The organism is Micromonospora sp. WMMD735 (assembly GCF_049178995.1).
Classification (GTDB): domain Bacteria; phylum Actinomycetota; class Actinomycetes; order Mycobacteriales; family Micromonosporaceae; genus Micromonospora; species Micromonospora wenchangensis.
On sequence record NZ_JBMHMJ010000002.1, the window covers coordinates 1,391,043 to 1,416,940 of the forward strand.

Annotated in this window: 24 protein-coding genes; 14 read left to right on the forward strand and 10 right to left on the reverse strand. The window is 75.6% G+C overall.

The window, feature by feature from the left end; all coding sequences use genetic code 11:
• Positions 1-2: 2 nt before the first annotated feature.
• Positions 3-1,391, reverse strand: a complete 1,389-nt coding sequence (locus ACN268_RS06100) for an MFS transporter (RefSeq protein ID WP_421482157.1) — start codon at positions 1,389-1,391, stop codon at positions 3-5.
• A gap of 292 nt (positions 1,392-1,683) precedes the next feature.
• On the opposite strand from ACN268_RS06100, the gene ACN268_RS06105 reads away from it, so the two are divergent.
• Entirely contained in the window at positions 1,684-3,132 is a 1,449-nt protein-coding gene (locus ACN268_RS06105; RefSeq protein WP_421482158.1) for a cryptochrome/photolyase family protein, read from the forward strand.
• A 65-nt stretch (positions 3,133-3,197) separates the two neighbouring features.
• Here ACN268_RS06105 and ACN268_RS06110 read toward each other — a convergent pair whose 3' ends face one another.
• Together ACN268_RS06110 and ACN268_RS06115 are read right to left on the reverse strand one after the other, a co-directional pair.
• Complete coding sequence (locus ACN268_RS06110; RefSeq protein WP_421482159.1) at positions 3,198-4,106, reverse strand: SDR family NAD(P)-dependent oxidoreductase; 909 nt, start codon at positions 4,104-4,106, stop codon at positions 3,198-3,200.
• Positions 4,107-4,154: 48 nt separating this feature from the next.
• Positions 4,155-5,630 carry a flavin-containing monooxygenase gene (locus tag ACN268_RS06115; protein WP_421482160.1) on the reverse strand — a complete coding sequence of 492 codons (1,476 nt, stop codon included), beginning with the start codon at positions 5,628-5,630 and terminating at the stop codon, positions 4,155-4,157.
• Positions 5,631-5,865: 235 nt separating this feature from the next.
• Here ACN268_RS06115 and ACN268_RS06120 point away from each other — a divergent pair, with 235 nt between their 5' ends.
• On the forward strand, positions 5,866-6,714 hold the full coding sequence (locus ACN268_RS06120) for a pentapeptide repeat-containing protein (protein ID WP_421482162.1): 849 nt from the start codon (positions 5,866-5,868) through the stop codon (positions 6,712-6,714).
• 84 nt (positions 6,715-6,798) lie between these two features.
• Positions 6,799-7,050, forward strand: coding sequence for a hypothetical protein (locus tag ACN268_RS06125; protein ID WP_420115408.1), 252 nt, complete (start codon positions 6,799-6,801; stop codon positions 7,048-7,050).
• Between the two features lie 62 nt (positions 7,051-7,112).
• On the opposite strand, the gene rnhA is transcribed toward ACN268_RS06125, so the two are convergent.
• The gene (rnhA, locus tag ACN268_RS06130; protein ID WP_204928359.1) at positions 7,113-7,577 is read right to left on the reverse strand and encodes a ribonuclease HI; all 465 of its coding nucleotides are present in this window, start codon (positions 7,575-7,577) and stop codon (positions 7,113-7,115) included.
• 114 nt (positions 7,578-7,691) lie between these two features.
• Between rnhA and ACN268_RS06135 the strand changes: the two genes are divergently transcribed.
• The gene (locus ACN268_RS06135; protein ID WP_421482163.1) at positions 7,692-8,798 is read left to right on the forward strand and encodes a serine hydrolase domain-containing protein; all 1,107 of its coding nucleotides are present in this window, start codon (positions 7,692-7,694) and stop codon (positions 8,796-8,798) included.
• A gap of 13 nt (positions 8,799-8,811) precedes the next feature.
• Here the strand turns inward: ACN268_RS06135 and ACN268_RS06140 are convergent, their stop codons facing one another.
• Positions 8,812-9,990, reverse strand: a complete 1,179-nt coding sequence (locus tag ACN268_RS06140; RefSeq protein ID WP_421482164.1) for a lycopene cyclase family protein — start codon at positions 9,988-9,990, stop codon at positions 8,812-8,814.
• Positions 9,991-10,089: 99 nt separating this feature from the next.
• Here ACN268_RS06140 and ACN268_RS06145 point away from each other — a divergent pair, with 99 nt between their 5' ends.
• The 6 genes from ACN268_RS06145 (at position 10,090) to ACN268_RS06170 (ending at position 15,969) form a co-directional block, all read left to right on the forward strand.
• Positions 10,090-11,187, forward strand: coding sequence for a serpin family protein (locus ACN268_RS06145; RefSeq protein ID WP_421482165.1), 1,098 nt, complete (start codon positions 10,090-10,092; stop codon positions 11,185-11,187).
• Between the two features lie 74 nt (positions 11,188-11,261).
• The gene (locus ACN268_RS06150) at positions 11,262-12,332 is read left to right on the forward strand and encodes a Gfo/Idh/MocA family oxidoreductase (RefSeq protein ID WP_421482166.1); all 1,071 of its coding nucleotides are present in this window, start codon (positions 11,262-11,264) and stop codon (positions 12,330-12,332) included.
• Positions 12,333-12,397: 65 nt separating this feature from the next.
• Entirely contained in the window at positions 12,398-13,258 is an 861-nt protein-coding gene (locus ACN268_RS06155) for a class I SAM-dependent methyltransferase (protein ID WP_421482167.1), read from the forward strand.
• 296 nt (positions 13,259-13,554) lie between these two features.
• On the forward strand, positions 13,555-14,046 hold the full coding sequence (locus tag ACN268_RS06160; protein ID WP_357927740.1) for a hypothetical protein: 492 nt from the start codon (positions 13,555-13,557) through the stop codon (positions 14,044-14,046).
• Between the two features lie 110 nt (positions 14,047-14,156).
• A complete protein-coding gene (locus ACN268_RS06165; RefSeq protein WP_421482168.1) occupies positions 14,157-14,789 on the forward strand; it encodes a class F sortase in 633 nt (210 codons plus the stop codon).
• 70 nt (positions 14,790-14,859) lie between these two features.
• A complete protein-coding gene (locus ACN268_RS06170) occupies positions 14,860-15,969 on the forward strand; it encodes a magnesium and cobalt transport protein CorA (protein ID WP_421482169.1) in 1,110 nt (369 codons plus the stop codon).
• 15 nt (positions 15,970-15,984) lie between these two features.
• On the opposite strand, the gene ACN268_RS06175 is transcribed toward ACN268_RS06170, so the two are convergent.
• The gene (locus tag ACN268_RS06175) at positions 15,985-16,989 is read right to left on the reverse strand and encodes a phosphotransferase family protein (RefSeq protein ID WP_421482170.1); all 1,005 of its coding nucleotides are present in this window, start codon (positions 16,987-16,989) and stop codon (positions 15,985-15,987) included.
• A 527-nt stretch (positions 16,990-17,516) separates the two neighbouring features.
• Here ACN268_RS06175 and ACN268_RS06180 point away from each other — a divergent pair.
• Entirely contained in the window at positions 17,517-18,167 is a 651-nt protein-coding gene (locus ACN268_RS06180) for a C39 family peptidase (RefSeq protein ID WP_421482171.1), read from the forward strand.
• A gap of 63 nt (positions 18,168-18,230) precedes the next feature.
• Positions 18,231-18,626, forward strand: coding sequence for a YchJ family protein (locus tag ACN268_RS06185; protein ID WP_421482172.1), 396 nt, complete (start codon positions 18,231-18,233; stop codon positions 18,624-18,626).
• A 39-nt stretch (positions 18,627-18,665) separates the two neighbouring features.
• Here ACN268_RS06185 and ACN268_RS06190 read toward each other — a convergent pair whose 3' ends face one another.
• The 4 genes from ACN268_RS06190 to ACN268_RS06205 all read right to left on the reverse strand — a co-directional run bounded on the left by ACN268_RS06190 (position 18,666) and on the right by ACN268_RS06205 (position 23,515).
• Positions 18,666-19,919 carry an MFS transporter gene (locus tag ACN268_RS06190; RefSeq protein ID WP_421482173.1) on the reverse strand — a complete coding sequence of 418 codons (1,254 nt, stop codon included), beginning with the start codon at positions 19,917-19,919 and terminating at the stop codon, positions 18,666-18,668.
• 205 nt (positions 19,920-20,124) lie between these two features.
• Positions 20,125-21,132: a mechanosensitive ion channel family protein gene (locus ACN268_RS06195; protein ID WP_421482174.1), complete on the reverse strand. Its 1,008-nt coding sequence runs from the start codon at positions 21,130-21,132 to the stop codon at positions 20,125-20,127.
• A gap of 93 nt (positions 21,133-21,225) precedes the next feature.
• Positions 21,226-22,845 carry a serine/threonine-protein kinase gene (locus ACN268_RS06200; RefSeq protein ID WP_421482175.1) on the reverse strand — a complete coding sequence of 540 codons (1,620 nt, stop codon included), beginning with the start codon at positions 22,843-22,845 and terminating at the stop codon, positions 21,226-21,228.
• Between the two features lie 139 nt (positions 22,846-22,984).
• Complete coding sequence (locus ACN268_RS06205) at positions 22,985-23,515, reverse strand: MarR family winged helix-turn-helix transcriptional regulator (protein ID WP_421482176.1); 531 nt, start codon at positions 23,513-23,515, stop codon at positions 22,985-22,987.
• A gap of 51 nt (positions 23,516-23,566) precedes the next feature.
• On the opposite strand from ACN268_RS06205, the gene pip reads away from it, so the two are divergent.
• Positions 23,567-24,520, forward strand: coding sequence for a prolyl aminopeptidase (gene pip / locus ACN268_RS06210; RefSeq protein WP_421482178.1), 954 nt, complete (start codon positions 23,567-23,569; stop codon positions 24,518-24,520).
• Positions 24,521-24,719: 199 nt separating this feature from the next.
• Entirely contained in the window at positions 24,720-25,853 is a 1,134-nt protein-coding gene (locus tag ACN268_RS06215) for a peptidoglycan-binding protein (protein WP_421482179.1), read from the forward strand.
• The last annotated feature ends 45 nt before the right edge of the window (positions 25,854-25,898 follow it).

A 25,898-nucleotide genomic window follows, 5' to 3' on the forward strand; every position in this document is an offset into this window, starting at 1 on the left:
GATCATGCCGCCCGACCCATCGGTCCGCCGGACTCGCCGCCCGCCGCCCGCTCACCCCCACCGTCGGCCGGCTCCCCCGGCGGTACGCACACCGTCACCTCCGGCGTCGCCACCGGCCCGGCGTCGGTGGCCGGTACGCGTCGCCGCCGGGCGGCGTTGCGGTACCGCAGCACCTGGACCGCGCCCAACGCCCAGAGCAGGTACTGCACGGCGAACGCCCACCGGAACGCCGACAGCGGCGGGGCCGACGCGCCGGCCGGGGTGGTCAGGTCCAGCACCACCCCGATCGCCAGCACCAGCACGATCGAGGCGACGAACCCGCCGACGTTGACGATGCCGGTGGCGCTGCCGATGCGGTGCACCGGGTTGAACGTGCGGGCGTAGTCGAAGCCGATCACCGCGCCGGGGCCGCCCAGGGCCAGCACCAGCACCAGCATCACCAGCAGCCAGTGCGGCGAGCGGCCCGGCCAGGCCAGCACGACCGCCCAGACCGCGGCGCTGGCCGCGGTGACCACGAGGACCAGCGCCGACCGGTGGAACGGGTGCCGGGCGCACAGGTGGGCGACCACCGGCCCGGCGACCAGCGTCCCGACCGTCATCAGGCTGAGCAGGGACGCCGCGGCCGTCGGCGTGAGCCCCTGCCCCTGCACCAGGAACGGGTAACCCCACAGCAGCGCGAACACGGCCCCGGAGAACTGGGCGACGAAGTGCGTCCACAGGCCCAGCCGGGTGCCCGGCTGGGCCCAGGCGGCGGCGAGTTCCCGCCGCACCACGGACAGGGCGGGAGTGACGGCGACCCCCGGCCCGACGTGCGGGGCGTCCCGGACGGCGACGAGCACCAGCAGCACCGTCGTCGCCCCCAACCCGGCGGCGACCAGGAACGCCGGGGTCCAACCGGCCCGGTGCAGCAGCGCCACCAGCGGCACCGCCGCGAGGATCGCACCGAGCTGACCGACGGTGCCGGTGAGCTGCACCAGCAGCGGGTTGCGGCGGCCCGGGAACCAGAACGCGACGATCCGCAGCACGCTGATGAAGGTCATCGCGTCGCCGAGGCCCACCAGCACCCGGGCGGCGACGGCGAGCCGGACGTCGGTGGCGACGGCGAAGCAGAGCTGCCCGGCGACCATCAGCGTGCCGCCGGCCAGCAGCAGCCGGCGGGAGCCGAACCGGTCCAGCAGCACGCCGACCGGGATCTGCATGGCCGCGTAGACGACGAGCTGGGCGACCGAGAAGGCGGCTAGCGCGGAGGCGTTGACGGCGAACCGGTGGGTGGCCTCCACCCCGGTCACCCCGAGGGAGCTGCGGTGGAACACCGCCGCCAGGTAGGCGGTGACGGCCACCGCCCAGACCACGGTGGCCCGCCGGACGGTGGGCGCGGGGACGACGCTCACCGGTGGTCCGGGCCGGCGTCCGCCGCGCCGGATCCGTCGACGTGGTGGCCGTAGCAGGCCGGGGACCGGCTGGTCCGCGTGGTGCCCCGGCACCGGAACATCCGCGTACGGCTATCCGTCATACCACCATGGTGCGTCGGCGACGACGCGGCGGGCGGTGGCGGGGGCGACGCCGGTGGCCCGCGCCACTGTCGGACGGACGGTGCCGTCGCCGGGCGGGCGGGCAGGGGCGATCACCGCGACCGATCGACCCGGGCACGTGGGGTGACCGGACGGCGGGCACAATCGACGCATGTCTCCCCGCCGGTGGCTGCTCGCCGATCAACTCGGGCCGCACTTCCTCGACGACGACCGGCAACCGGTGCTGCTGGTCGAGGTCACCGACCTGTTCCGGCGTCGGCGGCTGCACCGGCAGAGGGCGCACCTGATCCTCAGCGCGCTGCGCCACCGCGCCGCCGAACTCGGCGACCGGGCGGTGCTGCTGCGCACCGCGACGTTCCGGGAGGCCCTGGCGGCCGTCGACGGCCCGGTCGAGGTCTGCCACCCGAGCACCCGGGCGGCCCGGGACTTCGTCCGGTCCGTGCCGGGGCTGACGGTGCTGCCGCCCCGGGGTTTCGTCACCGACCGGGCCGACTTCGCCGACTGGGCGGACCGACCCCGGCGCGGGCCGCTGCGGATGGTCGACTTCTACCGGTACGCCAAACGCCGCCACGGGGTGCTCACCGGCCCCGGCCCGGCCGACGGTGACCGTGGTGCCCCGGCCGGACGCACCCTGGACGTGCCGCCCCCACCGCCGATCGTCGAGGACGACATCGACGCCGGGGTGCGGGCCGACCTGGACCGGTGGGAACGCGACGGGGTGCGGTTCGTCGGCCGGGACGCCCCCCGCTCCCATCCGGCCACCGCCGCCGAGGCCGAGGACCGGCTGGCGCACTTCCTGCGGTACCGGCTGCCCGCGTTCGGCCGCTACGGCGACGTGATGAGCGCCGAGGACCCGGTGCTGGCGCACGGGATGCTCTCCGCCGCGTTCAACCTCGGGCTGCTCGACCCGGCGGCGGCCGTGTCCCGGGCGGAGGCGGCGTGGCGGTCGGGTGACGCCCCACTGGCCTCGGTGGAGGCGTTCGTCCGAGGGGTGCTCGGCTGGCGGGAGTTCCTCTGGCAGCTCTACTGGTACGTCGACCCGCCCTACCGGGGCACCGGTTGGCTCGCCGCGACCGAACCGCTGCCGCAGTGGTTCGAGGACCTCGACGCCGACGCGGTGGAGGCGCGCTGCCTGGCCGACGTGCTCGCCGGGGTCCGGGACCGGGCCTGGGCACACCACGCCCAGCGGCTGCTGGTGCTCGGCAACCACGCGTTGCAGCGCGGCTGGCGGCCGACCGAACTGGTCGACTGGTTCCAGCGCAGCTTCGTCGACGGCGCCGAATGGGTGATGAACACGACCGTGCTCGGCATGAGCCAGTACGCCGACCTGGCCCGGGTGGACACCCGCCCGTACGCCGTGGACGGCCGGTACATCGACGAGATCAGCGACTACTGCACCGGCTGCCGCTACCAGCCGGACCGGGAACTCGGCGACCTCGCCTGCCCGTACACCGGCGGGTTCGCGGCGTTCCTGCACCGCAACCGGGAGCGGCTGGTGGGCGATCCCCGGCTCGCCGCGGAGCTGGCCGCCCGCGACGACCCGGAGGTGCGGGAGGCGGTGCTGGCGCAGGAGGAGAAGCGGGGCAGCAATCCGCCCTGACCGGCCGTCCTCCCCCGCCGCCACCGTCGCGGCCGGCGGTGGCGGGCGTCGTGCCGGGACCCGGGTCAGGCGACCTCACCGGCGGGGAGTTCCGCCGGCACCGGGGCCGCCACCCGGGCGGTCGGCGCGGACCGTGGTCCCGGACCACCGACGAGCCGGACCCCGGCGGCGACCAGCCGGCCGTGCGATCCGGGCGCGACCCGGGCCAGCAGGTCGGGCAGCTTCGCCGACCAGCCGATCAGCACCCGGCCGCGACGACGTTCGACCCCGCGCAGGATCACCTCGGCGGCCCGGCCGGGCGGGATGGACAGCAGCCTCTCGAACTGCTGCCGCGCCGCGTCGAACTCCTCGCGGGGCACCCCGCTGCCGACCCGGGCGTTGCGGGCGATGCGGGTGGCGATGCCGCCGGGGTGCACCGACGTCACCCCGATGCCGTCGTCGGCCAGCTCGTAGCGCAGCGCCTCGGTGAAGCCCCGCAGGGCGAACTTGCTGGCCGCGTAGGCGGCCTGCCCGGCCGGGGCGATCAGCCCGAACAGGCTGGACACGTTGACCAGGTGCGCGCCGGGTTCGGCCCGCAACGCTGGCAGCAGGGCGTGGGTGAGCTGCACCGGGGCCCGGAAGTTGATGTCGACGACCCAGTGGAACTCGTCCATGGTGACCTGGTCGAACCGGCCGCCGAGGGCCACCCCGGCGTTGTTGACCAGCAGCCGGATCCGGGGATGCCGGGCCATGACCTCCTCGGCCACCCGGGCGGTGGTGCACAGGTCGGCCAGGTCGACCAGGTGGGTGTCGACCCGACGCCCGGGATACGCGCCGCGGATCGCGGCGGCCACCGCGTCGAGCCGGTCGCCGTCGCGGTCGAGCAGGACCAGGTCGCTGCCGCGGCGGGCCAGCCCGTGGGCGAGGGCCTCACCGATTCCGCTGGCGGCACCGGTGACCACGGCGGTCCCGGCCGTGAAGTCGAAGTTACGCACGCGGCCTCCTTGCTGCGGGAAAGAGACGATAGGACGGTGGGAACGGGCTCAGCCGACCGGGGTGTCGGCGGTCGCCCGGGAGAAACGCACCCCCTCGTCGACGAGCCGACCGTGTTTCATCAGCACGACGTCGCGGGGATAGTTCTGGTACAGCCGCCACGGCGCGCGGGTACCCTGCCGGGGCAGCGCGTCCACGCTGCGCAGCACGTACCCGGACCGCAGGTCGATCAGGGGCGACAGGTCGCCGTCGGGCGGGGCGACCGGGGTGACGACCTGCTGGCCGGTGGCGGCCAGGTGACGCAGCAGCCGGCACACGTAGGTGGCGACCAGGTCGGCCTTCAACGTCCACGAGGCGTTGGTGTAGCCGATGGTCAACGCGAAGTTCGGCACCCCGGAGAGCATCATCCCCTTGTACGCCACCGTAGCGCCGAGGTCGACGTCGACGCCGTCGACGGTGAGGGTCATCCCGCCGAGGGCGAGCAGTTGCAGCCCGGTGGCGGTGACCACGATGTCGGCGGGCAGTTCCACCCCGGAGCCGAGCCGGACGCCGCCCGGGGTGAACGCGGCGACGGTGTCGGTGACCACCGAGGCGCGGCCGGTGGACAGGGCGTCGAACAGGTCACCGTCGGGTGCCACGCACAGCCGCTGGTCCCACGGGTCGTAGCGGGGCGAGAAGTGCCGGTCCACGTCGTACCCGGCGGGCAGCCGGCCCCTCGCGGCCCGCCGCAGGAACGCCCGCACCGTTCGGGGCGCCCGCCGGGCGAGCTGGTAGTTGACGGTGCCGAACAGCACGTTCTTGGCGCGGACCAGGCGGTGGGCGGCGCGGGCGGGCAGCCGGCGGCGCAGCACGTCGGCCAACCGGTCCCGGGCCGGCAACGCGATCACGTACGTGGGGGAACGCTGGAGCATGGTGACGTGCCCGGCCCGCCGCGCCAGCGCCGGCACCAGGGTCACCGCGGTCGCCCCGCTGCCGATCACCACCACCCGCCGGCCGGTGTGGTCGAGGTCGTCGGGCCAGTGCTGCGGGTGCACCAGCCGACCCGTGTACCGCCCGACGTCGGGGAAGTCGGGGGTGTAGCCGGCGTCGTACCGGTAGTAGCCGGTGCAGGAGAAGAGGAAACCGCAGGTCAGAACGATGTCCTCGGCGGTGTCGTCGCGGTGCACGTGGACCGTCCAGCGGGCGGTGCTGCTGTCCCACTCGGCGCGGCGCACCCGGTGGCGGAACCGGATGTGCTCCTCGACGCCGTACTCCCTGGCGGTTTCCCGCACGTAGCGCAGGATGGTGTCGCCGTCGGCGATGGCCTGCGGCGCGGTCCACGGGCGGAACGCGTAGCCGAGGGTGAACATGTCCGAGTCGGAGCGGATGCCGGGGTAGCGGAACAGGTCCCAGGTGCCGCCGATCGCGTCCCGCGCCTCGACCACCGCGTACGTCGTGTCGGGGCAGGTGCGCCGCAGGTGGCAGGCGGCACCGACACCGGACAACCCCGCGCCGACGATGAGCACGTCGACGTGGTCGGTGGGCATCGCATCTCCCTGGTCCGAGGCGGTCACCGGACCCTATCCCACCCTCCCGGGGCGGCGGGTGCCGCCGACCCTCCCGTCCATCCGGACCGCCCGGCCGTACCCGCCGCCCCGGTCGGCGGGCGGGACCCTCCCGATCGGCGGGCCGGGGCCCGGCGGACAATGGCCGGGGGCGGACCGCCCCGGACGCGGGACCGGCACCGGCGACGACCAGCGGACGAGGGAGACGACGGACAGCATGGCCGACACCACCGGGCTGCGGGCCGACTGCGCCCGCTGTGTCGGGTTGTGCTGCGTCGCACCGGCGTTCGCCGCCTCCGCCGACTTCGCCCGGGACAAGCCCGCCGGCCGCCCCTGCCACCACCTGCGCGTCGACTCCCGCTGCGGCATCCACGACGAGCTGCGCGAGGCCGGCTACCCCGGCTGCGTCGTGTTCGACTGCTTCGGCGCCGGCCAGCGCGTCAGCCAGGTCACCTTCGCCGGCCGGGACTGGCGCACCGACCCGGCCACCGCCGCCGGCATGTTCGCCGCGTTCACCGTCACCCGGCCCCTGCACGAGCTGCTCTGGTATCTCACCGAGGCGCTCACCCTCACCCCCGCCGGCCCGCTGCACGACGAGTTGCGCGCCGCCCGCGACGCCACCGACGCGCTGGCCGGCGGCACGCCGCAGGAGCTTTCCACCGTCGACGTGGACGCCCACCGCGACCGGGTGAACCCGCTGCTCGCGGCGGCCAGCGACGCCGCCCGCGCCGGCACCGGCGGGGCCGACCGACGGGGCGCGCTGCTGCTCGGCGCGGACCTGCGGGGCGCGGACCTGCGCGGGGCGAACCTGCGCGGCGCCCGGCTGCTCGGCGCGGACCTGCGCTCAGCCGACCTGCGCCGGGCCGACGTCACCGGGGCCGACCTGCGCGGCGCGGACCTGCGTGGGGCCGACCTGTCCGACACCCTGTTCCTGCACCAGTCCCAGCTCGAGGCGGCCCGGGGCGACCGGCACACCACCCTGCCCGCACGGCTGCGCCGCCCCGCGCACTGGACCACGGTGGTGCCGCCCACCCCGGCCCGCCGCCCGCGCCGCCCCCGCCGCTGACAGCTCCGCCGCCCGACGGCGACCGGCGTGGCCGCGCCCCGGCGGGTGGGTTTGCCGGGCGGTAGGGCGGGCAGGTAGGTCGGCATGACGGAACAACCACGCACCGACCGGGCCGACACCGACGAGCCGAACGGCGTGCCGGCGTACGAGGCGTCGCTGCGCCCGCCCGGCGAGTCGCTGGGCGACGGCGGGGACACCGGCGACGACTTCGCCGACCTGCCCGCCGAGGAGCACCGGTCGGCCCGGGAGACCAGCCGCGCCGGCTACGACGTGGCCGCGGTCTCCGGCGCGGGCGACCCCGCCGAGGAGGAGGCCGCCCACCCGCCCACCGAGTAGCGCGCACCGGCCGGCGCGGTCGCGGGAGACGCGGTGCGCGTCGGCCCGCGGGGGTCCGGGGCTCAGCGGGAGACGCCCACCGCCGCCCGCGCCTGCGTCATCCCCCGGTTGGCCAGCGCGTCGGCGCGCTCGTTCTCCGGGTGACCGTTGTGCCCCTTCACCCAGTGCCAGCTCACCTCGTGCCGGGCGCAGGCCGCCTCCAACCGCTGCCACAGGTCGGCGTTCTTCACCGGCTGCTTCGCCGCGGTACGCCACCCGTTGCGCTTCCACGACGCCAGCCAACCGGTGATGCCGTTGCGCACGTACGTGCTGTCGGTGTGCAGCCGCACCGTGGCCGGCCGGGTCAGCGCCTCCAACGCCTCGATCGCCGCGGTCAGCTCCATCCGGTTGTTGGTGGTCGGCGTGGCCTCGCCACCGCACAGCTCCCGCTCGTGCCCGCCGTAGCGCAGCAGCACACCCCAACCCCCCGGCCCCGGGTTGCCACTGCACGCCCCGTCGGTCCAGATCTCCACGACCCCGTCCACCATGCCGCCGAACCTACCGGCACCCCACCGGGCCCCCGCCGCAGGGACACGGACGGGCCCCGCACCGGCCGGAAAACCGGCGGCGGCCCCGGACCGGCTCTGGCAGAGTCGGCGTCCGTGCGCGACGACGAAGACGCCCTCCGGGCCGAGGTACGCCGGACCATCCACACGCTCGTCGACTCCGGCCGGGAGGCGGGCGTGCAGGTGGCGGCCTACCGGCACGGCCGGCTGATCGTCGACGAGACCGCCGGGACCGCCGACACCGCCACCGGCCGGCCGCTGACCGCCGACACCCCGATCTTCAGCGTCTCCACCGGCAAGGGCCTGACCAGCAGCGTCGTGCACGTCCTGGCCGAAGCGGGCCGGCTCGACTACGACCTGCGCGTCGCCGACGCCTGGCCGCAGTTCGCCAGGCACGGCAAGCACACCGTCACCCTGCGGCACGTGCTCACCCACACCGCCGGGGTGCCGCACCTGCCCGCCGACGTCACCCCCGCCGACTTCACCGACTGGGACCGGATGTGCGCCCTCGTCGCCGACGCGGTGCCCCGCTGGGCGCCCGGTGAACGGATCGCCTACCACGCCTGGACGTACGGCTGGCTGGTCGGCGAGGTGGTCCGCCGGGTCACCGGCCGGACGGTCTCCACCGTGCTCGCCGAGGACGTGGCCGCCCCGCTCGGCGTCACCGGGGAACTGTTCCTCGGGGTGCCCGACACCGACCTGCCCCGGCTGGCCACCCTGGAGGACAACGGCCTGGCCGACCTGATGGCCTTCGCCTCGGCCAACCTGCCGCACTTCGACGCCGTCGCCCCACCGGCCGTCCGCCCCGACGCCACCATCGGCAGCCGACCCGACGTGCTGCGCGCCGACGTGCCCGCCGTGGGCACCCTCACCGCCCGCGCCGCCGCCCGGCTCTACGCCGCGCTCATCGGCGACGTCGACGGGGTACGCCTCATCTCCGCCGACCGGCTGCGCCAGGTCAGCGCGGTGGCCGTCCGGGGCGTCGAATGGGTGTTCGGGCAGGAAACGGCGTTCGGCCTCGGCTACACGGTCGACGACGACGGCTCGTTCGGCACCTCCGGCAGCGGCGGCAGCCTCGCCTACGCGTACCCGGAGCTGGGCCTGTCCGTGGCGGCGACCCGCAACCGGCTCGGCGCGAACGACGGCGACCCGATGGAGGGCCTGCGGACGCTGGTCCGCGACACGGTCCGCGCCGCCCGCTGACCGACGCCCCCGCTCAGCGTCGGGTCAGCCGGGCCCGCAGCCGGCCCACCGCGTCACCGACCACCGCCGAGGTCATCGGCAGCAGCGGACTCGACCGCATCAGGGCCACGTCCTCCGCCGGGCTCGTCGCCCCGTCGAGGAACCGCAGCACCCGCGACGCCGGGTTCCGGTCGAACAGCCGGTCGAAGAACTCCGGCCCGCCCACCGCCCCGGAGTCCCACGCCCGCAACGCCACCGCGTCCATCCACCGGTGCCGCCCCGGGTACGCCGGCCGGGGCACCGGCGCACGACCCGCGGCGAGCGCGGCGGCGACCTGCCCGGCCTGGCGGTGCATCGCCGAGAAGGTGAACCCGGTCGACGGGCGGGTCGCCCCACCGGCGGTGCCCAGGCGCACCACCCGTGGCGACGGGCGGCCGTCGAACGGCGCGTCGGTCATCGGGATCACCCCGTCCTCCACCTCCCGCACCGTCAACGCCGCCAGGTCCAGCCCGAGCAGCCCCGCGTAGCCGCGCAGGCCCGCGTCGTAGCCCGCGTCGGTGAGCACCGCCGGGGAGAACTCGGTGTACTCGACGAGCGCATACCGGTCGCTGACCGGCAGCACGTAGCCGAACGACACCCCCCGGGCCGGCTGCGGGGTGCGGAAGTCCATCAGCACCGCCCGCCCCGGATCGAACACCGGCGTCGACGACTCCAACCACCAGCCCCGGAAGTGCTGCAACCAGGCCGTCCGGCCGGGCCGGCGGGGCGGGCGGGGACGCGAGTCGAGGACCCACCCGGCGCGCAGCACCGCCCGCCCGTCGGTGTCACGCACCGTCACCGTCGTGCCGTCGTCGTCGAGCGCCCCCACCGCCACGTCGTGGCGGGCCGCGCCGAGGCGCCGTTCCGCCTCGGCGGCCCGCTCGTAGACCGGGGCGGAACGCAGCATCGCGTACCGCAGCGGGGTCAGCTCCAGCACCCGGGTCGCCGCCGGGGTGGCCACCTCCACCCGCGACCAGCTGGCGCTGAGCATCGACTCCAGATCACCGCCGGGAGCGCCCCAGAACGCCCAGGTGCGGTCCTGGCCGCACTTGCGCACCGGGTCCACCACGGCGACCCGCAACCCCGGCAGTTCGTGCCGGGCCAGCGCGGCGAGCACCAGCGAACCGGCCCCGCCACCACCGACGACGGCCAGGTCGACCTCGCGTACACCCACCCGGCCACGCTGTCACACCACCGCCGGCCGGCCGCACCGACCCCACCGCACCACGCCGGGCGGGCACCCGACAGGGTGCGCCGGGTAGCCTGCCGCCCCATGAGCCCGCCCGCCAACGCCCTCACCGCCCGCTGGGCGGCCCGCCTGGACGACCGGCAGACCGTCCTGTCCGGCGCCGGGGCGTACCCGCTGCTCGCCCTGCTCGCCCGGTACGCCACCGGCCCCGCCCGCACCGAACTGCACGCCGTCGCCCCCACCCCGGCCACCCCGGTCGACTCCCCCACCACCCGCCTCGCGGCGGGCTTCTGGTCCCGCGCCGGACTGCCCCTGGGCCACCGGTGGCTGACCGAGGTGGACGCCTCGACCCGGGGCGAACTGACCGGCGACCCGACCGTCGACCAGCCGCGCCTCGACCGGTGGGCGCACGACCACACCGACGGCCTGGTCCCCCGGATGCCCGTCCCGGTCGGCCCCGGCACCGCGCTGGTGCTGGCCACCGCGCTGAGCGTGCTCGTCGACTGGGCAACCCCGTTCCACCCCGCCCCCTGCCGACCGGCGACCGGGCCGTGGCAGGGCCGCACCCTGGCCGGACTGCACTCCGGCGGCGGCGACCCGACGGCGCTGCGGGTCGCCGACACCGCCGCCGGCCCGGTCAGCCTGCTCACCGTCACCGGGGACGCCGACGTCGACGTGCTGCTCGCCCTCGGCCCGCCCGGGCAACCCGCCGCCCGGGTGCTCCCCGCCGCGATCCACGCGCTCGACCACCCGGCGACCCTGCCCGCACCGGCCGGGCCCGGCGTCACCGAGGACACCGTCGACGGGCACGACGACCGGCCGGAGCTGCTGGTACGTACCGTCGGGTTCACCGTGACCGGCGAGCACGACCTGCTCGACCACGCCGACCTGTTCGGCCTCGCCACCGCCGCCCGCGACGGCGACCACTTCCCCGACATCAGCCCCCGCCTGTCGGTCTCCGACGCCCGGCAGAGCGCCCGCGCCGAGTTCACCGCCACCGGCCTGCGGGCCGCCGCCGTCACCGCCCTGGCCATGCGGGCCGGCGGCGCGGCACCCCGCGCCACCGCCCGGCGGCGCCGGGTACGCCTCGACGTGGACCGCCCGTTCGGTTTCCTCGCCGTGCACCGCCCCACCGGCCTGGTGCTGGTCGCCGGCTGGGTGACCGACCCGACGCCGGCCTGACACCGGACCCGCACCGACCGGCGCGTAGGTTCGGTGGGGACCGGACCACCGGCGGCGACGATCGGGGAACCAGCATGACGGACGGCACGCGGCACCCCCTGCGGGTCGGACTGCTCGGCTACGGCGTCGCCGGCCGGGTGTTCCACGCCCCGCTGATCGCCGCCACCGGCGGGCTACGGCTGGCCGCCGTCGTCACCGCCGACCCGCAGCGCCGGCAGCAGGTCGCCGACGAGCACCCCGACGCCCGGGTCGTTGGCGACGCCGGGGAGTTGTGGGCCGACCCGGACGCCCTCGACCTGGTGGTGGTGGCCACCCCGAACAGCTCCCACGTCACCCACGCCCGGGCGGCGCTCGCCGCCGGGCTGCCCGTGGTGGTGGACAAGCCGCTCGCCGCCACCGCCGCCGACGCCCGCGCGCTGGTCGACGAGGCGGACCGCCGGGGCGTCGCGCTGACCGTGTTCCAGAACCGCCGGTGGGACGGTGACTTCCGCACCGTACGACGGCTGGTCGAGGACGGCGCGCTCGGCCGGGTGACCCGGTTCGAGTCCCGCTTCGAACGCTGGCGGCCGCAGATCAGGGCCGGCTGGCGGGAGGGCGGCAGCCCCGCCGACGCCGGCGGGGTCCTCTACGACCTCGGCGCGCACCTCGTCGACCAGGCCGTGCAGCTGTTCGGGCCGGTCGACACCGTCTACGCCGAGGTGGACCGGCGTCGCCCCGGCGCACAGGTCGACGACGACGCGTTCGTGGCGCTCACCCACGTCGGCGGGGTCCGCTCCCACCTGTGGATGAGCGCGGTCACCGCCCAGCTCGGCCCCCGGCTCCGGGTCCTCGGCGACCGCGCCGCGTACACCTGCCACGGCCTCGACGGGCAGGAGGACGCGTTGCGCCGTGGCGGCCGGCCCGACACACCCGGCTGGGGCGAGGTCACCCCCGACCGGTACGGTCTGCTCGGCGCGGGCGACGACCTCCGCCCGGTGCCCACCGAACCGGGCCGCTACCAGGACTTCTACGCCCAGGTCGAGACGGCGTTACGCGGCGACGGACCGCTGCCGGTGGACCCCCGGGACGCGGTACGCACGGTGGAACTGATCGAGCTGGCACACCGCAGCGCCGCCGAGCGGACCGTGCTCACCGTCCCCGCCTGACCTGGGCCCGCCGGAAACCACGAATTGCCGTTGAGCCGACCTGCCGCGTCTGCCACCGTCGGCCGGTGACCGACGACGACGAGCCGGGCCGGCAGACGCCCGGCACCGACTACCGCACCCTCAACCGGGCCAGCTGGGACGACCGGGCCGCCGCCCACGCCGCCTCCCCCGACTACGCCGTGCAGCGGTTCGCCGCCGACCCGGACTACCTCAGCGAGGTGGTCCGGTTCGACCTGCCCCGCCTCGGTGACGTGGCCGGGCTGCGCGGTGTGCACCTGCAGTGCCACATCGGCACCGACACCGTGTCGTTGCACCGGCTCGGCGCGCGGATGACCGGCCTGGACTTCTCCGGCGCGTCGCTGGCCCAGGCCCGGTCGCTGGCCGACCGCACCGACGCGGCCGTCGACTTCGTCCTGGCCGACGTGTACGACGCGCCCGACGTGCTCGGCGTCGGCGGTTTCGACCTGGTCTACACCGGCGTCGGCGCGTTGTGCTGGCTGCCGGACATCCGCTGCTGGGCGGGCGTGGTCGCCGCCCTGCTGCGTCCGGGCGGGCGGCTGTTCCTGCGTGAGGGGCACCCGATGCTGTGGGCCCTGGACGAGACCCGGCCGGACGGCGTGCTGGCCGTCGAGCACCCGTACTTCGAGCGCGCCGAACCGCTGGTGTGGGACGAGGGCGGCACCTACGTGAGCACCGAGGCCACCTTCACCCACAACACCACCCACGAGTGGAACCACGGCCTCGGCGAGGTGGTCACCGCCCTGCTCGACGCCGGGTTGGAGCTGACCATGCTGCACGAGCACGACAGCGCCCCCTGGGACGCGCTGCCGGGGCGGCAGACCCGCGACGCGTACGGCGAGTGGCGGCTGACCGAACGCCCGTGGCGGCTCCCCCAGACGTACACCCTCCAGGCCCGTCGACGCTGATCCCGGTTCCGGCGGGTCCGTCGCGTTCCGGGGCGGACCCGCCGGCGGGTGGGTCACCACCCCTACAGCATCCTAGGAGGCTGGGTTGTGGGTCGGCGTGGGGTGTCCGCAGTGTCCGGGCATTTCCGCAGCTCGGCGGCGGACGGGAAAACACGTGACGGCAACGAAGATTTCTCATTTACCCCGGTAGGAGGGCCCATCCCTCCTAGTGTTGGGCACACCGGTGCTAGTTACGGAGTTGGCCACCCGAACGACGTCCCACGCAGACAGCGGACGAAAAGTGAGGGAAGACGCGTATGAAGGCACAGAAGGTTCTCGTATCGACGGCGCTCGGCGTGGGACTCGGCACGCTCCTGCTCCCGACCGCCGCACTCGCGGACACCACGGTGTCGCCGGCCACCACGCCGGTCGGCGGGACGGTCGTGCTCACCGCGACGACCTGCAACCCGAAGGCGGGTGACGTGCTCTTCCACGTCACCGGCCCGGACCGGGACCAGAATGTCCGTTCCACCACCGCCGCGGCGGGCGGTGGGCTCAGCGCCGAACTCTTCACCGCCGGGTTCACCCTGGGCAGCTACACCGTGGCCGCCACCTGCGGCGACGGCAGCTCCGCCGGCAGCGCCACCTTCACCGTCACGCCGATCGGCGCGGCACCCGCCGGGGCCGGTGGCGGCACCGGCAACACCGGCCTGCTGGCCGCCGGCGGCGCCCTCGCCGGTGCCGCCGCGCTCGGCACCACCGTGCTGCTGCGCCGCCGACGCCGGGCGGCGGCGGGCACCGTCGCCTGACGACACGACAGGCGTCGGTCGGCGACGCGCCACACCATCCCTGGGGACGGGTGCCCGCACCGAACCGGTACGGGCACCCCGACCACATCGGACGTCGGGGAGGACGGGCGATGGGCGTACGCGAGTGGGCGGGCCGGACCCGCGCCGCCGTCACCGCGGTCACGGTCAGCGGCACCGCCGGGATCGCGCTGATCGCCGCCGGGCTGACCCTCGGACCGGTCGGACCACCCCAGCCGAGCATCGACGTCAGCGGCGGCAACACCAGCCGCTCCCCGATCCCGGCCCTGCCCCGCTCCACCCCGGTGCGCATCGACATCCCCGCCATCGGCGTGCACGCCGACCTGGTGCCCGTGGCCGGCGACCCGAACGGCACCCTGGAGGTGCCGCCGCTGGACCGCCCCACCGTCGCCGGCTGGTACCGGCCCGGGGCCAGCCCCGGCGAGGCGGGCAACGCCGTCGTCGTCGGGCACGTCGACACCCGCGACGGGCCGGCGGTCTTCTTCGACCTGGGGCGGCTGCGCCCCGGGGACACCGTCCGGGTCACCCGCGCCGACGGGCGGGTGGTGCGGTTCGCGGTCGACGGCGTCGGGGCGTACCCGAAGCGGAACTTCCCCACCGCGCTGGTCTACGGGCCGGGCGGACCGGGACCGACCCTGCGCCTGGTCACCTGCGGAGGGCGGTTCGACGAACGGTCCCGCGACTACTCCGACAACGTCGTCGTACGGGCCACCGCCGTCGGCTGACCCGCCCCGCCCGGTGTCGCGCCGCCCTACTACGGTGGGCCGGCGGACGGGCGGCGAGGCGGAGGTAACGGTGGAGCGGCGAGCGCTGACGACCCTGCTCGGGCCCCGGCTCGGCACCCTGGTCGGCCGGCTGCGCCGACGTCCCGGGGACACCCCCGACCGACCGGCCCGCCGGTCCAACCCGGACGCCGTGGTCGACTGCGCGGTCTACGTCAACGGCCGCCGCGAGGCCGACCGGCCGCACTACGCCGACGCGTACGCCCGCTCCCGACGCGGCCGCAACGCCTTCGTCTGGCTGGGCCTGCACGACCCGGGCGCGGCCGTGCTCGCCGCCGTCGGGCAGGTCTTCGGCCTCGACGAGCTGACCGTGGCGCAGGCGCTCGCCGACGGGCACCGCCCCACCGTGCAGCGGCACGGCCCGGTCACCCTGCTGGTGCTGCGCACCGCCGCCTACGTCGCCCAGGGCGAGCTGACCGCGACCTCCGACGTGGTGGACACCGGCGACGTGATGGTGCTGCTGGGCGACCGGTTCGTGGTCACCGTCCGGCACGGCGCGTCCGGTGCCCTCGCGCCGGTCCGCCGCGAGATCGAGGGCCGCCCGTCGCTGCTCGCCGAGGGTCCGTGGGCGGTGGCGTACGCGGTGACCGCCCGCATGGTCGACCTCTACCTCGAGGTCGCCGCCCACCTCGAACGGGACCTGGAACGCGTCGAGGAGACCGTCTTCGCCCCCGACCACGCCGCCGACATCCAGCAGATCTACCAGCTCAAACGGGAGCTGGTCGAGTTCAAGCGGGCGGTCCTGCCGCTCCAGGAGCCGCTGCGTGCCCTGGTCGCCGGCCCCGACGGCGGCCTGCCGGCGGGGCTGCGCCGCTGGTACGTCGACGTCGAGGGCCGGCTCACCCGGGCGGTCGACCGGATCACCGCCTACGACGAGCTGCTCAACTCGCTTCTGCAGTCCCGGCTGGCCCAGCTCGCCGTCGACCAGAACAACGACATGCGCAAGATCGCGGCGTGGGCGGCGATCGCGGCCACCCAGACGGCGGTCGCCGGGGTCTACGGGATGAACTTCGCCCGGATGCCCGAACTGTCCTGGCGGTACGGCTACCCGGCCGCGCTGGCGCTGATGGCGACCGCGGCGTTCACCCTGCACCGGCTGTTCCGCCGCTCCGGCTGGCTCTGACCCCACCGCCCCCGGTCAGGTCCCGTCCAGGTCGGACAGTTCCTCGTCGAGCAGCCGCGTCAGGATCCGGAACCGGTCGGGTTCGGTGTCCACGGTGATCCCCCGGCTGGGCGCCTCCACCGTCATCAGCAGGTAGAGGTAGAGCCGGTAGAGGCCGAGCCGGCGGCGTACCCCCGGATCGTCCAGCGCAAGCCGCGCCCCGGCCGTGCGGTAGCCGCGCAGGAACGGGTCGTCCGGGGCGTCCTCGGCGCGGCGGAACAGCAGCGGCGACACCAGGTCCAGCAGCGGGTCGCCGTACAGGAACCGCTCACCGTCGACCAGCCCGCCGAGCCGGTGCCCGCCGTCCGGGCCCGGCACGGCGAGGACGTTGCCCGCCCAGCCGTCGAAGTGCAGCAGCGCCGGACGGCGCACCGCCTCCAGCACCCCGGCGTGCCGGGCGACCAGGGCCCGCAACCGGTCGGCCGGCAGCGGCAGCGACACCGCCCAGTCCGCCGCGTCGGCGAGCAGGTCGTCCAGCATCGCGGTGTACGCCGAGCGCCAGGTCGACCCGGCGGCCCGACCGCCGTCGTAGCCGTACCGGTCGCCGGTCACCCGGTGCAGGGCGGCGAACGCGGCACCCAGCCCGGTCCACACCCCGTCGACCGGCACGCCGTCGGCGACGAGGGTGGACAGCATCCGCCCGGGGAGGTGGCCGGTGAGCAGCCAGTCCCCGAGGACCGGGTCACTGCCGTGGTGCAGCAGCGGGGGCACGGGTACGGCCGGCGCGTGTGCCGCCACCAGCCGCAGGTAGCGTGCCTCGGCGGCGATCAGGTCGCGTTCGTAGCGCAGCAGCGGCACCGACGGCGGTGGCCCCACCTTGAGCACCACGGCACGACCGTCGTCGAGCCGTACCCACCAGACGGCGGCGAATCCGCCTCCGCGCAGTGGCCCGCAGTCGGTGACCCGCACGGCGGGCCCGAGGCAGGCCGCGACGTACCGGCGGACCTGGTCGGTGTCGAGGAGGCGCTGGGTGGGGCTCACCGGCGTACCCACCGGTGCCGCCGGCCGTCCCGCTGTGCGACGTTCATGACCGTCCAGGCTAGCGGTGGACCGCCGCCCCACTCCGGGGGCGAGGACATGGGTTCGCCCCGGGCATCGCCGTCTGTGCGGAATGTCGGGTTCGCCCAGTTCGCCACCGCCCGCCTGCGCGGCACGCGGCCCGCCGGCCGGTACGGGGCGACGTCGCCGTCGGTGTCCGGTGGGCGGGCCGGCGTGGCGCGCGGTCACCGCCGGTGTGTCGCCTCCGGGGCCGGTGTCGCGTGGCCGGGGCCACCCCGACGGCGGAATCGTCGCCGGGGCCGGGGCGTTGTACCTGGCATATCACCGCCGCTCCCCGCGGGGAGCAGGCCCCGGAACACCGACCACGGAATGCGGTCGCCACCGGGTCGGTTACACCTCCCCCGGACGCCCGAGCAGGTCCCCCCGACCGCCGCGCGCTTCCCTCCTGACTTCCGCGACGCCCTCTCCCCCGGGCGTCCACCGCACCCCCGACGCAGAGGAGCCTCCCCATGCGTACCGACATCCTGCGCAAGACCGCCCTGACCGTCGCCGGCCTGGCCGCCACCGCCGGTGGCGTCGCCGGCCCCGCGATCGCCGCCCACGCCGCCGGGACCACCCGCCCCGCCGCCGTCCAGGCCGACCGCAAGCCGGCCGGTGAGCGTGAGCTGAAGGTCGACTACGAGGCGCAGCCCAACTTCTACTACTGCGGCCCGGCCGCCGCCCGCAACGCGCTGAGCGTGCAGGGCAAGAACATCGACGTGGACACCATGGCCAAGCACATGCGCACCACCGAGGACGGCACCGACAGCATCAACGACATCACCCCGGTGCTCAACCGGGAGACCGGCCGCGACGCCTACCACAGCACCGAGATCCGCAGCAGCAAGGCCGACGACAGGCAGACCGACACGCTGCGCGCCGACATCGTCCGCGCCATCGACGACGGCCGCGCCGTGGTCGCCAACATCGCCGGCACCACCACCGACACCGACGGCAACGCCCACTCCTTCGAGGGCGGCCACTACATCAGCGTCACCGGCTACCACGACGACGGCAGGACCGTGACCATCGCCGACTCCGCCAACCCGGACACCGCCTCGTACCGCATCACCGTCGACAACCTCGGCGACTGGATCGCCAGCCGCGGCTACGCCTCCTGACCGCCGCACCCGGACGGGCCGACCCTGGGTCGGCCCGTCCGGCGGTTGCGGCAGGATGGGCGGGTGGCGAAACACGCGTCCCTGCGGCCCTGTCCCTGCGGCACCGGCCTGCCGTACGACGACTGCTGCGGGCCGCTGCACGCCGGCCACGGCACGGCCCCGACCGCGCAGGCGTTGATGCGTTCCCGGTTCAGCGCCTTCGCCGTCGGCGACGCCGACTACCTGTTGCGGAGCTGGCACTCCACGACCCGGCCCCGTCGGCTGCACCTCGACCCCGCCACCCGGTGGACCCGGCTGGAGATCGTCGACAGCACGCGCGGCGGGCTGCTGGACACCGCCGGCACGGTGACGTTCCGCGCCCACTACCGCGAGGCCGGGCAGCCGGGCACGATGACGGAGCACAGCCGGTTCGTCCGCGAGGACGGCAACTGGGTCTACCTGGACGCGTCACCGGACTGATCCCGGCACCGCCGCCGTGCCCCCTCCTGACGGGCCGGTTCACCGTGCCGCCGACGTCGTCGGGCGCTGCGGTGCCACCGGGCGGTCACCGGCCCGCCCCGACCCCGCCAGCACCCCGGCCACCAGCAGGTACGGCACGGCCGCCGCCACGAACGCCAGCGGATGCCCGCCGGTCGCGGCGACCAGCGCGTAACCGGCGTAGGCCACGACCATGGCCAGGTCGGTGCCCATGCCCGCGACCGAGGTGACGGTGGCCCGTCCCGGGCCGGTGATCCGGTCCTGGAGGCGGGCGTCGGCGAGCACGGTGGCCAGTTGCAGCGCACAGAACGCGACCCCGAGCAGCAGGAAGCCTCCCGGATGCCGGACGGCGGCCCCGGCGGCCAGGGCGACCGCGGCCAGGGTGAGCAGTGCCGCGTAGCCGCGGTCGGTCAGGCGTTCCGCCGCCGGGGCGAGCAGCCCGCCGACGGTCATCCCGAGCCAGACCGGCAGGAGCAGCAGCGGCACCGTGGACGCCGCGACGCCGGTGTCGCGGGCCAGCAGCGGGGCGTACTCGTCGAGGACGCCCCAGACCGCCGCCACCGCCGGGACGAGCAGCACGGCCGCCCGTACCCGCCGGTCGGCGCGGGCCTCGGCGAGGCCGGCCCGCAGGCCCGCCCGCCAGCCCGGCCCGGCCGGCCCGTCGGCGGGAGCGGTGGGCGGCGGGACGGACCGGTGCTCCGGGAAGCGGGTGGCGACGGCGGCGGCCAGGACGGCGGACAGCACGCTCGCCGCACCGACCGCCCGGTAACCGCCGGCGGCGAGGACCGGTCCGGCCAGGACCATCGAGGCGAGCACCCCGAGCACCCCGGCGGTCCGTCCCCGCCCCATCGTGCGGGCGTAGCGGCCGGCCGCGCCGAGCCGGTCGAGTTCGGTGTGGACCAACGCCTCCAGGGCGCCGGAGCCGAGCGCGCCGCCCGCCCCCCAGAGGACGAAGCCGAGTGCGAACGCCCACCACGACCCGGCCAGCACCCACAGCGCGAAGCAGGCCCCGATGAGCAGCGGCGCGAGGCAGAGCAGCAGACGTCGGGAGACGGCGTCGGCCCAGGCCCCGGAGGGGACCTCCAGCACGATCGCGGTCACCGACCAGATCACGAAGAGCGCGGAGATCTGTCCGACGGTGAGCCCGGTGTCGCTGAACAGCAGCACGTACACCGGGTAGAGCAGGACGAGATCACTGAGGAACAGGTAGCCGTAGAGCGTGACGGACAGCCGGCGGACACGGGTGTCGGGCACCCGCGCGGAGAGGGAGTTCATCAGGGCCTTTCCCGGGGACGGAACGGACGCGGGAGGTACGGCGTCCGTGGCGGTCCACGGTTTCGGCCTTCAGGGGAGGGTCACCATCGCCAGGTCATGTGCCCGATGCTAGCCGGCTGCGGCCTGCGGCGCGGCCCCGGTGCGGTGTCCGTCTGCCGACGGGGGCGGAGCCTGCTGCGGCGTCCGCCCCCGTCGCGCGGCACGGTCAGCGGCGGGGGGTCTCCGGGTCCACCGGGGGGATGACCATGGTGGCCTCGCTGTCGGTGGCGGGACCGTCGGCCGGTCCGGCCTGGCGTGGCACGACCTGGGTCGCCTCGACGTCGTCGGGGCGGGTCACCACCTGGGTACGCTCGGCGTCGTCGTCCACCGCCACCGCCGCAGGCGGCGTGGGGGAAACCGGCGCGGGCGGGGCGGGGACCGGCGCGGCCGGGGCGGGGACCGGGGCGGGGGTGGTGGGGACCGGCTGGGTGCGTTCGGCCTCCGCGTACGGGTCCAGCCGGGTCTCGACGTCGCGCCGGCCGGCCTGGTAGGCGCGGGCGTGGGTGGCGATGGTGCGCGACTCCTGCTCGGCGCGGGTCAGCCAGGACTCCCAGCGGGCCTGCATCGGGCGGACCAGCCCGCCGCCGACCCCGACGACGAGGATGCCGCCGACGGTGGCGAGCACGGCGACCAGCACCGGCGTGGTGACCGCGGTGGCGACGCCGATCTGGTTGAGCGCGGCGATCACCCCCAGGCCGAGGATGAACACCGAGGCGATGTTGGCCAGCACCCGACCGTAGGACAGGCCGCCGAGCGCGCTGCTGATGATGTCCTTGACCGCGTTGGCGATGGCGGCGGCGACGACCACGATGACGATCGCGACGAACGCCCGGGGCAGCCAGGCGATCACCCCGGCGATGAGGTCGGAGATCGGGTTGGGGCCCCAGATGCCGAAGGCGAGCTGGAGGGTCACCAGCAGCACCCCGTAGTAGGCGAGCTTGGCGACGATGTCGCTGGCGTCGTAGCGGGAACGGGCCAGCGCGGTCTTGATCCCGCCCCGTTCGACGGCCCGGTCGAAGTGCACCCGTTCCAGCACCTTGTCGACGATCCTGCGGACGGCCTTGGCGATCAACCAGCCGGCCACCAGGATCGCCACGAAGGCCACCGCCTTGGGCAGGAAGAGCATCACCGCCCGCAGGGCGTCGCCCACCGCATCGCTGAACTTGTCTGTCATCCGTGGTCCTCCACCGTCAGCTCGGTCGGCCCCCGAAGCTACCCCCGGCCCGGTCGCCGGAAACCCGACGGGTCCGGCACCCGGCCGGCCCGGTCAGCGCGACGTGCAGGCGGGCAGCAGTGACACCACGACCGGGCCGGTGGGCGCGGACGCGTTGCCGGCGTCGTCGACGGCGACGACCTGGATCGGGATCCGGGCGGTCGCCGGGGGTGCCGGCAGGTCACCGAGGGTGCCCTGGAAGACGTCCGGCGCGGTCTGGTCCATGCCGACGGTCCGGGTGGCACCGTCGAGGGTGTACCGGAACACCACCCGGAGTCCGTCGCCGGCCGCCCGGTCGTCGACGACCGTCGCGGTGACCGCGGCCGCGGTGACCCCGTTGGAGCAGCCCTGCGGCTCCACGGTGGTCGGGGCGACGTCGGGGAGGGACACGGTCGGTGGCGACACGTCCGGCGGCAGGAGCGGGACGGTCGGCGTCGTCGGCGGCGCGGGACTCGGGGTGCGTACCCGGGTGGTGGTCGCGGCGGCGGACCGGGTCGGGGCGGTGCTGGTCGGCGCACCGGCGGTGCTCGCCGCCGGGGTGGGGCTGCGGCTCGGCTCGGCCGGCACGACGGTGATGGCGGGCGCGGCGGCCAGCGGCGCGGGGCTGCGGGTGGTGGCGGCGGTCGCTCCCGGCCCGACGGCGCCCTCGGCGAGGGTGAGCGGGCCGGACCGCCGGGCGGCGACCCCCAGCGCGACGACGCCGACCAGCAGGGTGGCGGTCAGGCCCACCCCGACCAGGACGCTGCGCAGGCCGCCGCGCCGCAGGGCCGGGTGGGGATCGGCGTCGGGGGCGTCCGCCACCTCGCCGGCTCCGGGTGCCCCGTCGGGCAGGGGCAGGGACGCGGCGAGCAGCGCGACACGCTGGGCGAGCTGACGCCGGCCGCGTTCCTCCCAGTCCCCGCCGTACGACCGGGCGGCGGTGTGTTCCAGCTCGGTGAGGAAGATCTCGGCCGGCTGGGTACGGTCGCCGGGGCACCAGGCCAGCCCGTGCCGGAGCAGGTCGTGCACGGGTGCCGGGGTCGGGGCGTCCGGAACCGGCGCGGCGCTGTGCTGGGCGCGCAGGGTCGCCAGGTCCCGCCCGTCGTAGGGGGGTCGCCCGGTGAGGCACTCGACGAACGTGGCGGTGGCGGCGTAGATGTCGCCGGCCGGCTCGGCGGGGGCGCCCGTCCACTGTTCGGGGGCCAGCCGGCGGCCGGTGCCGGTGGGCAGGGCGATGGCGAGGTCGGTGAGCTTGCCCCGGCCGTCCGGGGTGACGAGGACGTTCTCCGGCCGGTGGTCGCCGTGCACCACGCCCCGGGCGTGCGCGGCGGCGAGCCCGGCGAGCGAACTCTTGAGGACGTGGAGCGCGGCCTCCGGCGGGACCGGGCCGTGCGCGCGCAGCAGCTCGCGCAGCGCCACCCCGTTGACCAGTTCGGTGACGATCGCGGCGGCGGAGTGCGACTCGGCGTACTCGAAGAGCCGGCAGACGTGCGGATCGTCCACGTCGACCAGCAGCCGCGCCTGCTCCCGGAAGGCCATCCGGAAGGCGGGGTCGGCACCGAGGGACGGGGTGAGGTAGCGGATGGCGACCGGGGTGCCGGTGGCGTCGTGGGTGGCGAGCAGCACCCGGCCGGACGCGCCCGTGCCGAGCTGTCGTACCGGGGTGTAGCCGGACAACCTCCAGTCGCCGGTCACCCGCCGGCCTTTCCGGTCCGCCGGGACTGGTCACAGGTCAGGGCCACACTGATCATTCTTACCCGGGTCGAGCTGCGGTCCATCGGCGCAACGGTTGTTTCCTCGCGTCCGGACGTCCGGGCGCGGAGATTGTTTCCGGTCACCCGGTCGGGGTCGCCGGCCGGTCGCGAGGGTCGTGGCCGGTCGGGCGGGCGAGCTGCGGGGCGACGTCGGCGACGCGTTGCCGCATCGACCGCCGCCGCAGCGCGGCCAGGGCCTCGTCGACGAGGCGGCTCAGCGGGTACGCCAGCTCCGCCTCGAACCGGCGGGCGGCGGTGGCGGTGGCGGCGTACTCGGCGTGCAGGACGGGCAGCAGGTCCCGGGCCCGGTCGGTGGGGGTGACGATGCGGTGCCGGGCGTCGGCACCGGGGGTGAGGGTGACCAGCCCGTCGGCCGCCATCCGGGCGACCGTCTGGCTGGCGGCGGAGTGGGTCACCCCGGTCGCCCCGGCGAGGGTACGGATCGACACCGGGCCGAGCCGGTCGAGCGCGATCAGCACCGGGGTGTAGCGGGGGCGCAGGCCGGGCAGCCCGAGGTCGGCGTAGACGGCGGCGACGTCGCCGTCGAGCAGTTCGAGCAGGTGCCGCAGCCGGGTGCCGAGCAGTGCGGGGTCGGACGCTTCGTCGGGCATGCCGTAATGTAACAGCGCTGTTGTATATCGCGACCCCGGGGAGGTCCACCGATGGACGAGCGGTACCCGCCGATCGAGCCGTACGACCAGGGCATGCTCGACGTCGGCGACGGCAACGCGGTCTACTGGGAGGTCTGCGGCAACCCGGCGGGCCGCCCGGCGCTGGTGGTCCACGGTGGACCAGGTTCCGGCTGCGGCCCGTGGGCCCGGCGGTACTTCGACCCGGCCCGCTACCGGGTGGTCCTGTTCGACCAGCGCAACTGCGGGCGCAGCACCCCGCACGCCGCCGACCCGGCCACCGACCTGCGGCACAACACGACCGCGCATCTGGTCGCCGACATGGAACGGCTGCGCGAGCACCTGGGCGTCGACAGGTGGCTGCTCTACGGCGGCTCGTGGGGCTCGACGCTGCTGCTGGCGTACGCGCAGCGGCACCCGCGGCGGGTGTCGGCGATCGTGATCGGGGCGGTCACCACCACCCGCCGGTCGGAGGTCGACTGGCTCTACCGGGGTGTCGGCAAGTATTTCCCCCGCGAGTGGGAACGGTTCCTCGCCGGCGGCGGCGTCGGCCCGGACGACGACGTGGTCGGCGCGTACGCCCGGCTGGTGGAGGACCCGGACCCGCAGGTCCGCGAGCGGGCGGTGCGGGACTGGTGCGCCTGGGAGGACGCGGTGGTCTCCGCCGAGGGGGTGGGCAACCCGTACGGCGAGCGCCCGTCGGCCGAGCGGACCGCGATGGTGCGGATCTGCGCGCACTACTTCTCGCAGGGGGCCTGGCTGGCCGAGGGTGAGCTGATCAGGCGGGCCGACCGGCTCGCCGGCATCCCGGGCGTGCTGATCCACGGCCGGGTCGACCTGGGCAGCCCGCTGGCCACCGCCTGGGAACTGCACCGGGCCTGGCCGGATTCGCGCCTGCACGTGGTCGAGGGGGCGGGTCACTTCGGCACGGTGGGGACCCGGCGGCACCTGCTGGCCGCCCTGGACGACTTCGCCGTCGCCGGCTGAGCGGCCCACCCGGGCCACCCCCCGACGGCGGGAAATCCGGACAGTTCCGCCCGGCACGCCGCGACGATGGGCAGAATCGATCGATGACGCCCTCTAGCGCCGACCACGGAGATGGCAATATCCTCCATCTCACGCGGAACCGTTGGAGCTAGTTTTCAGATTCGTCGCCAGTGCCGTCGCCGGTCGCCGAGGAGATGCCATGCCCGTCGTACGCCCCGCACTCGACCGTCGTACGCTGCTGCGGGCCGGCCTCGGCGCGGCCACCGTCGCGGTCGTCGGCTCCGAACTGACCCTGCCGGGCGAGGCCAGGGCCGCCGCCCCCGGCGCGGACCTGGACTGGATCATCGGCTGTGACGAGTGGGACGCCCGGCCGCCGGCCGACCCGCTGCCGGTCAGCACGATCCCCACCAACAAGATCATCGTGCACCACATGGCCTTCCCGAACGTCACCGACTACTCCCGCGAGCAGGCGGTCACCCTGGCCCACGACTGCCAGGACCTGCACATGGACGGCAACGGCTGGTCGGACACCGGCCAGCACTTCACCGTCAGCCGGGGCGGTTACGTCCTGGAGGGACGGCACGGCAGCCTGGACCGGCTGCGGGCCGGCGACCGGCAGATGATCTCGGCGCACTGCCCCGGCGAGAACGGCCGGGCCATCGGCATCGAGAACGAGGGCACCTACGTCACCGACACCCCGCCGCAGGCGCTGCTCGACTCGCTGGTCCGGCTCTGCACCACCATCTGCCGGCAGTACGGCCTGCACGCCCACGACATCTTCGGCCACTGGGACTTCCGCGCCACGCTCTGCCCCGGCGCGCAGTTCTACCGCCTCTTCCCCGGCGTGCGCCGGGAGGTGTTCCGCCGGCTCGGCACCCGCCCGGTCGACGTGCCGGAGCGCCGCTGGCCCGACCTGTGGCGCTTCGTCAACGCCCCCGGCGTCCAGGTCGCCCAGTACCTGCTGGCCTACCGGGGCTACCCGGTCACCCCGAGCGGCACGTTCGACGCCGCCACCGTCGCCGCCGTCGGCGACTGGCAGGCCCGCAACGGCATCCCCGTCGACGTCGACGCCACCCTGACCGCCCCCACCTGGGAAACCCTCGCGCCCGAACTGGACCGCGACGCCACCGGCCTGCCCGTGCAGGCGGTGCAGTTCATCCTGAACTGGAAGGGCTACGCCGAGGTCGCCGTCACCGGCAGCTACGACCCGGCCACCCGCCGCGCCGTGCAGGACCTCCAGGCGCTGCACAATCTGCCCCGCACCGGCCGGGTCTCCACCAGCACCTGGTGCGCCCTGGTCGGCGGCGTCGTGCGGCAGTCGCTGCGGCGCTGACCACGCGCCACGCGGGCAGGGGCGTTTGGGCGGCGGCGGCAGCGG

Excerpts from the sequence above, each read along its gene's own strand:
- ACN268_RS06105 (WP_421482158.1), top strand. The coding sequence starts at position 1,684 with ATGTCTCCCCGCCGGTGGCTGCTCGCCGATCAACTCGGGCCGCACTTC.
- ACN268_RS06115 (WP_421482160.1), bottom strand. The coding sequence starts at position 5,630 with ATGCCCACCGACCACGTCGACGTGCTCATCGTCGGCGCGGGGTTGTCC.
- ACN268_RS06120 (WP_421482162.1), top strand. The coding sequence starts at position 5,866 with ATGGCCGACACCACCGGGCTGCGGGCCGACTGCGCCCGCTGTGTCGGG.
- ACN268_RS06125 (WP_420115408.1), top strand. The coding sequence starts at position 6,799 with ATGACGGAACAACCACGCACCGACCGGGCCGACACCGACGAGCCGAAC.
- rnhA (WP_204928359.1), bottom strand. The coding sequence starts at position 7,577 with ATGGTGGACGGGGTCGTGGAGATCTGGACCGACGGGGCGTGCAGTGGC.
- ACN268_RS06145 (WP_421482165.1), top strand. The coding sequence starts at position 10,090 with ATGAGCCCGCCCGCCAACGCCCTCACCGCCCGCTGGGCGGCCCGCCTG.
- ACN268_RS06150 (WP_421482166.1), top strand. The coding sequence starts at position 11,262 with ATGACGGACGGCACGCGGCACCCCCTGCGGGTCGGACTGCTCGGCTAC.
- ACN268_RS06160 (WP_357927740.1), top strand. The coding sequence starts at position 13,555 with ATGAAGGCACAGAAGGTTCTCGTATCGACGGCGCTCGGCGTGGGACTC.
- ACN268_RS06165 (WP_421482168.1), top strand. The coding sequence starts at position 14,157 with ATGGGCGTACGCGAGTGGGCGGGCCGGACCCGCGCCGCCGTCACCGCG.
- ACN268_RS06180 (WP_421482171.1), top strand. The coding sequence starts at position 17,517 with ATGCGTACCGACATCCTGCGCAAGACCGCCCTGACCGTCGCCGGCCTG.
- ACN268_RS06190 (WP_421482173.1), bottom strand. The coding sequence starts at position 19,919 with ATGAACTCCCTCTCCGCGCGGGTGCCCGACACCCGTGTCCGCCGGCTG.
- ACN268_RS06195 (WP_421482174.1), bottom strand. The coding sequence starts at position 21,132 with ATGACAGACAAGTTCAGCGATGCGGTGGGCGACGCCCTGCGGGCGGTG.
- ACN268_RS06205 (WP_421482176.1), bottom strand. The coding sequence starts at position 23,515 with ATGCCCGACGAAGCGTCCGACCCCGCACTGCTCGGCACCCGGCTGCGG.
- pip (WP_421482178.1), top strand. The coding sequence starts at position 23,567 with ATGGACGAGCGGTACCCGCCGATCGAGCCGTACGACCAGGGCATGCTC.
- ACN268_RS06215 (WP_421482179.1), top strand. The coding sequence starts at position 24,720 with ATGCCCGTCGTACGCCCCGCACTCGACCGTCGTACGCTGCTGCGGGCC.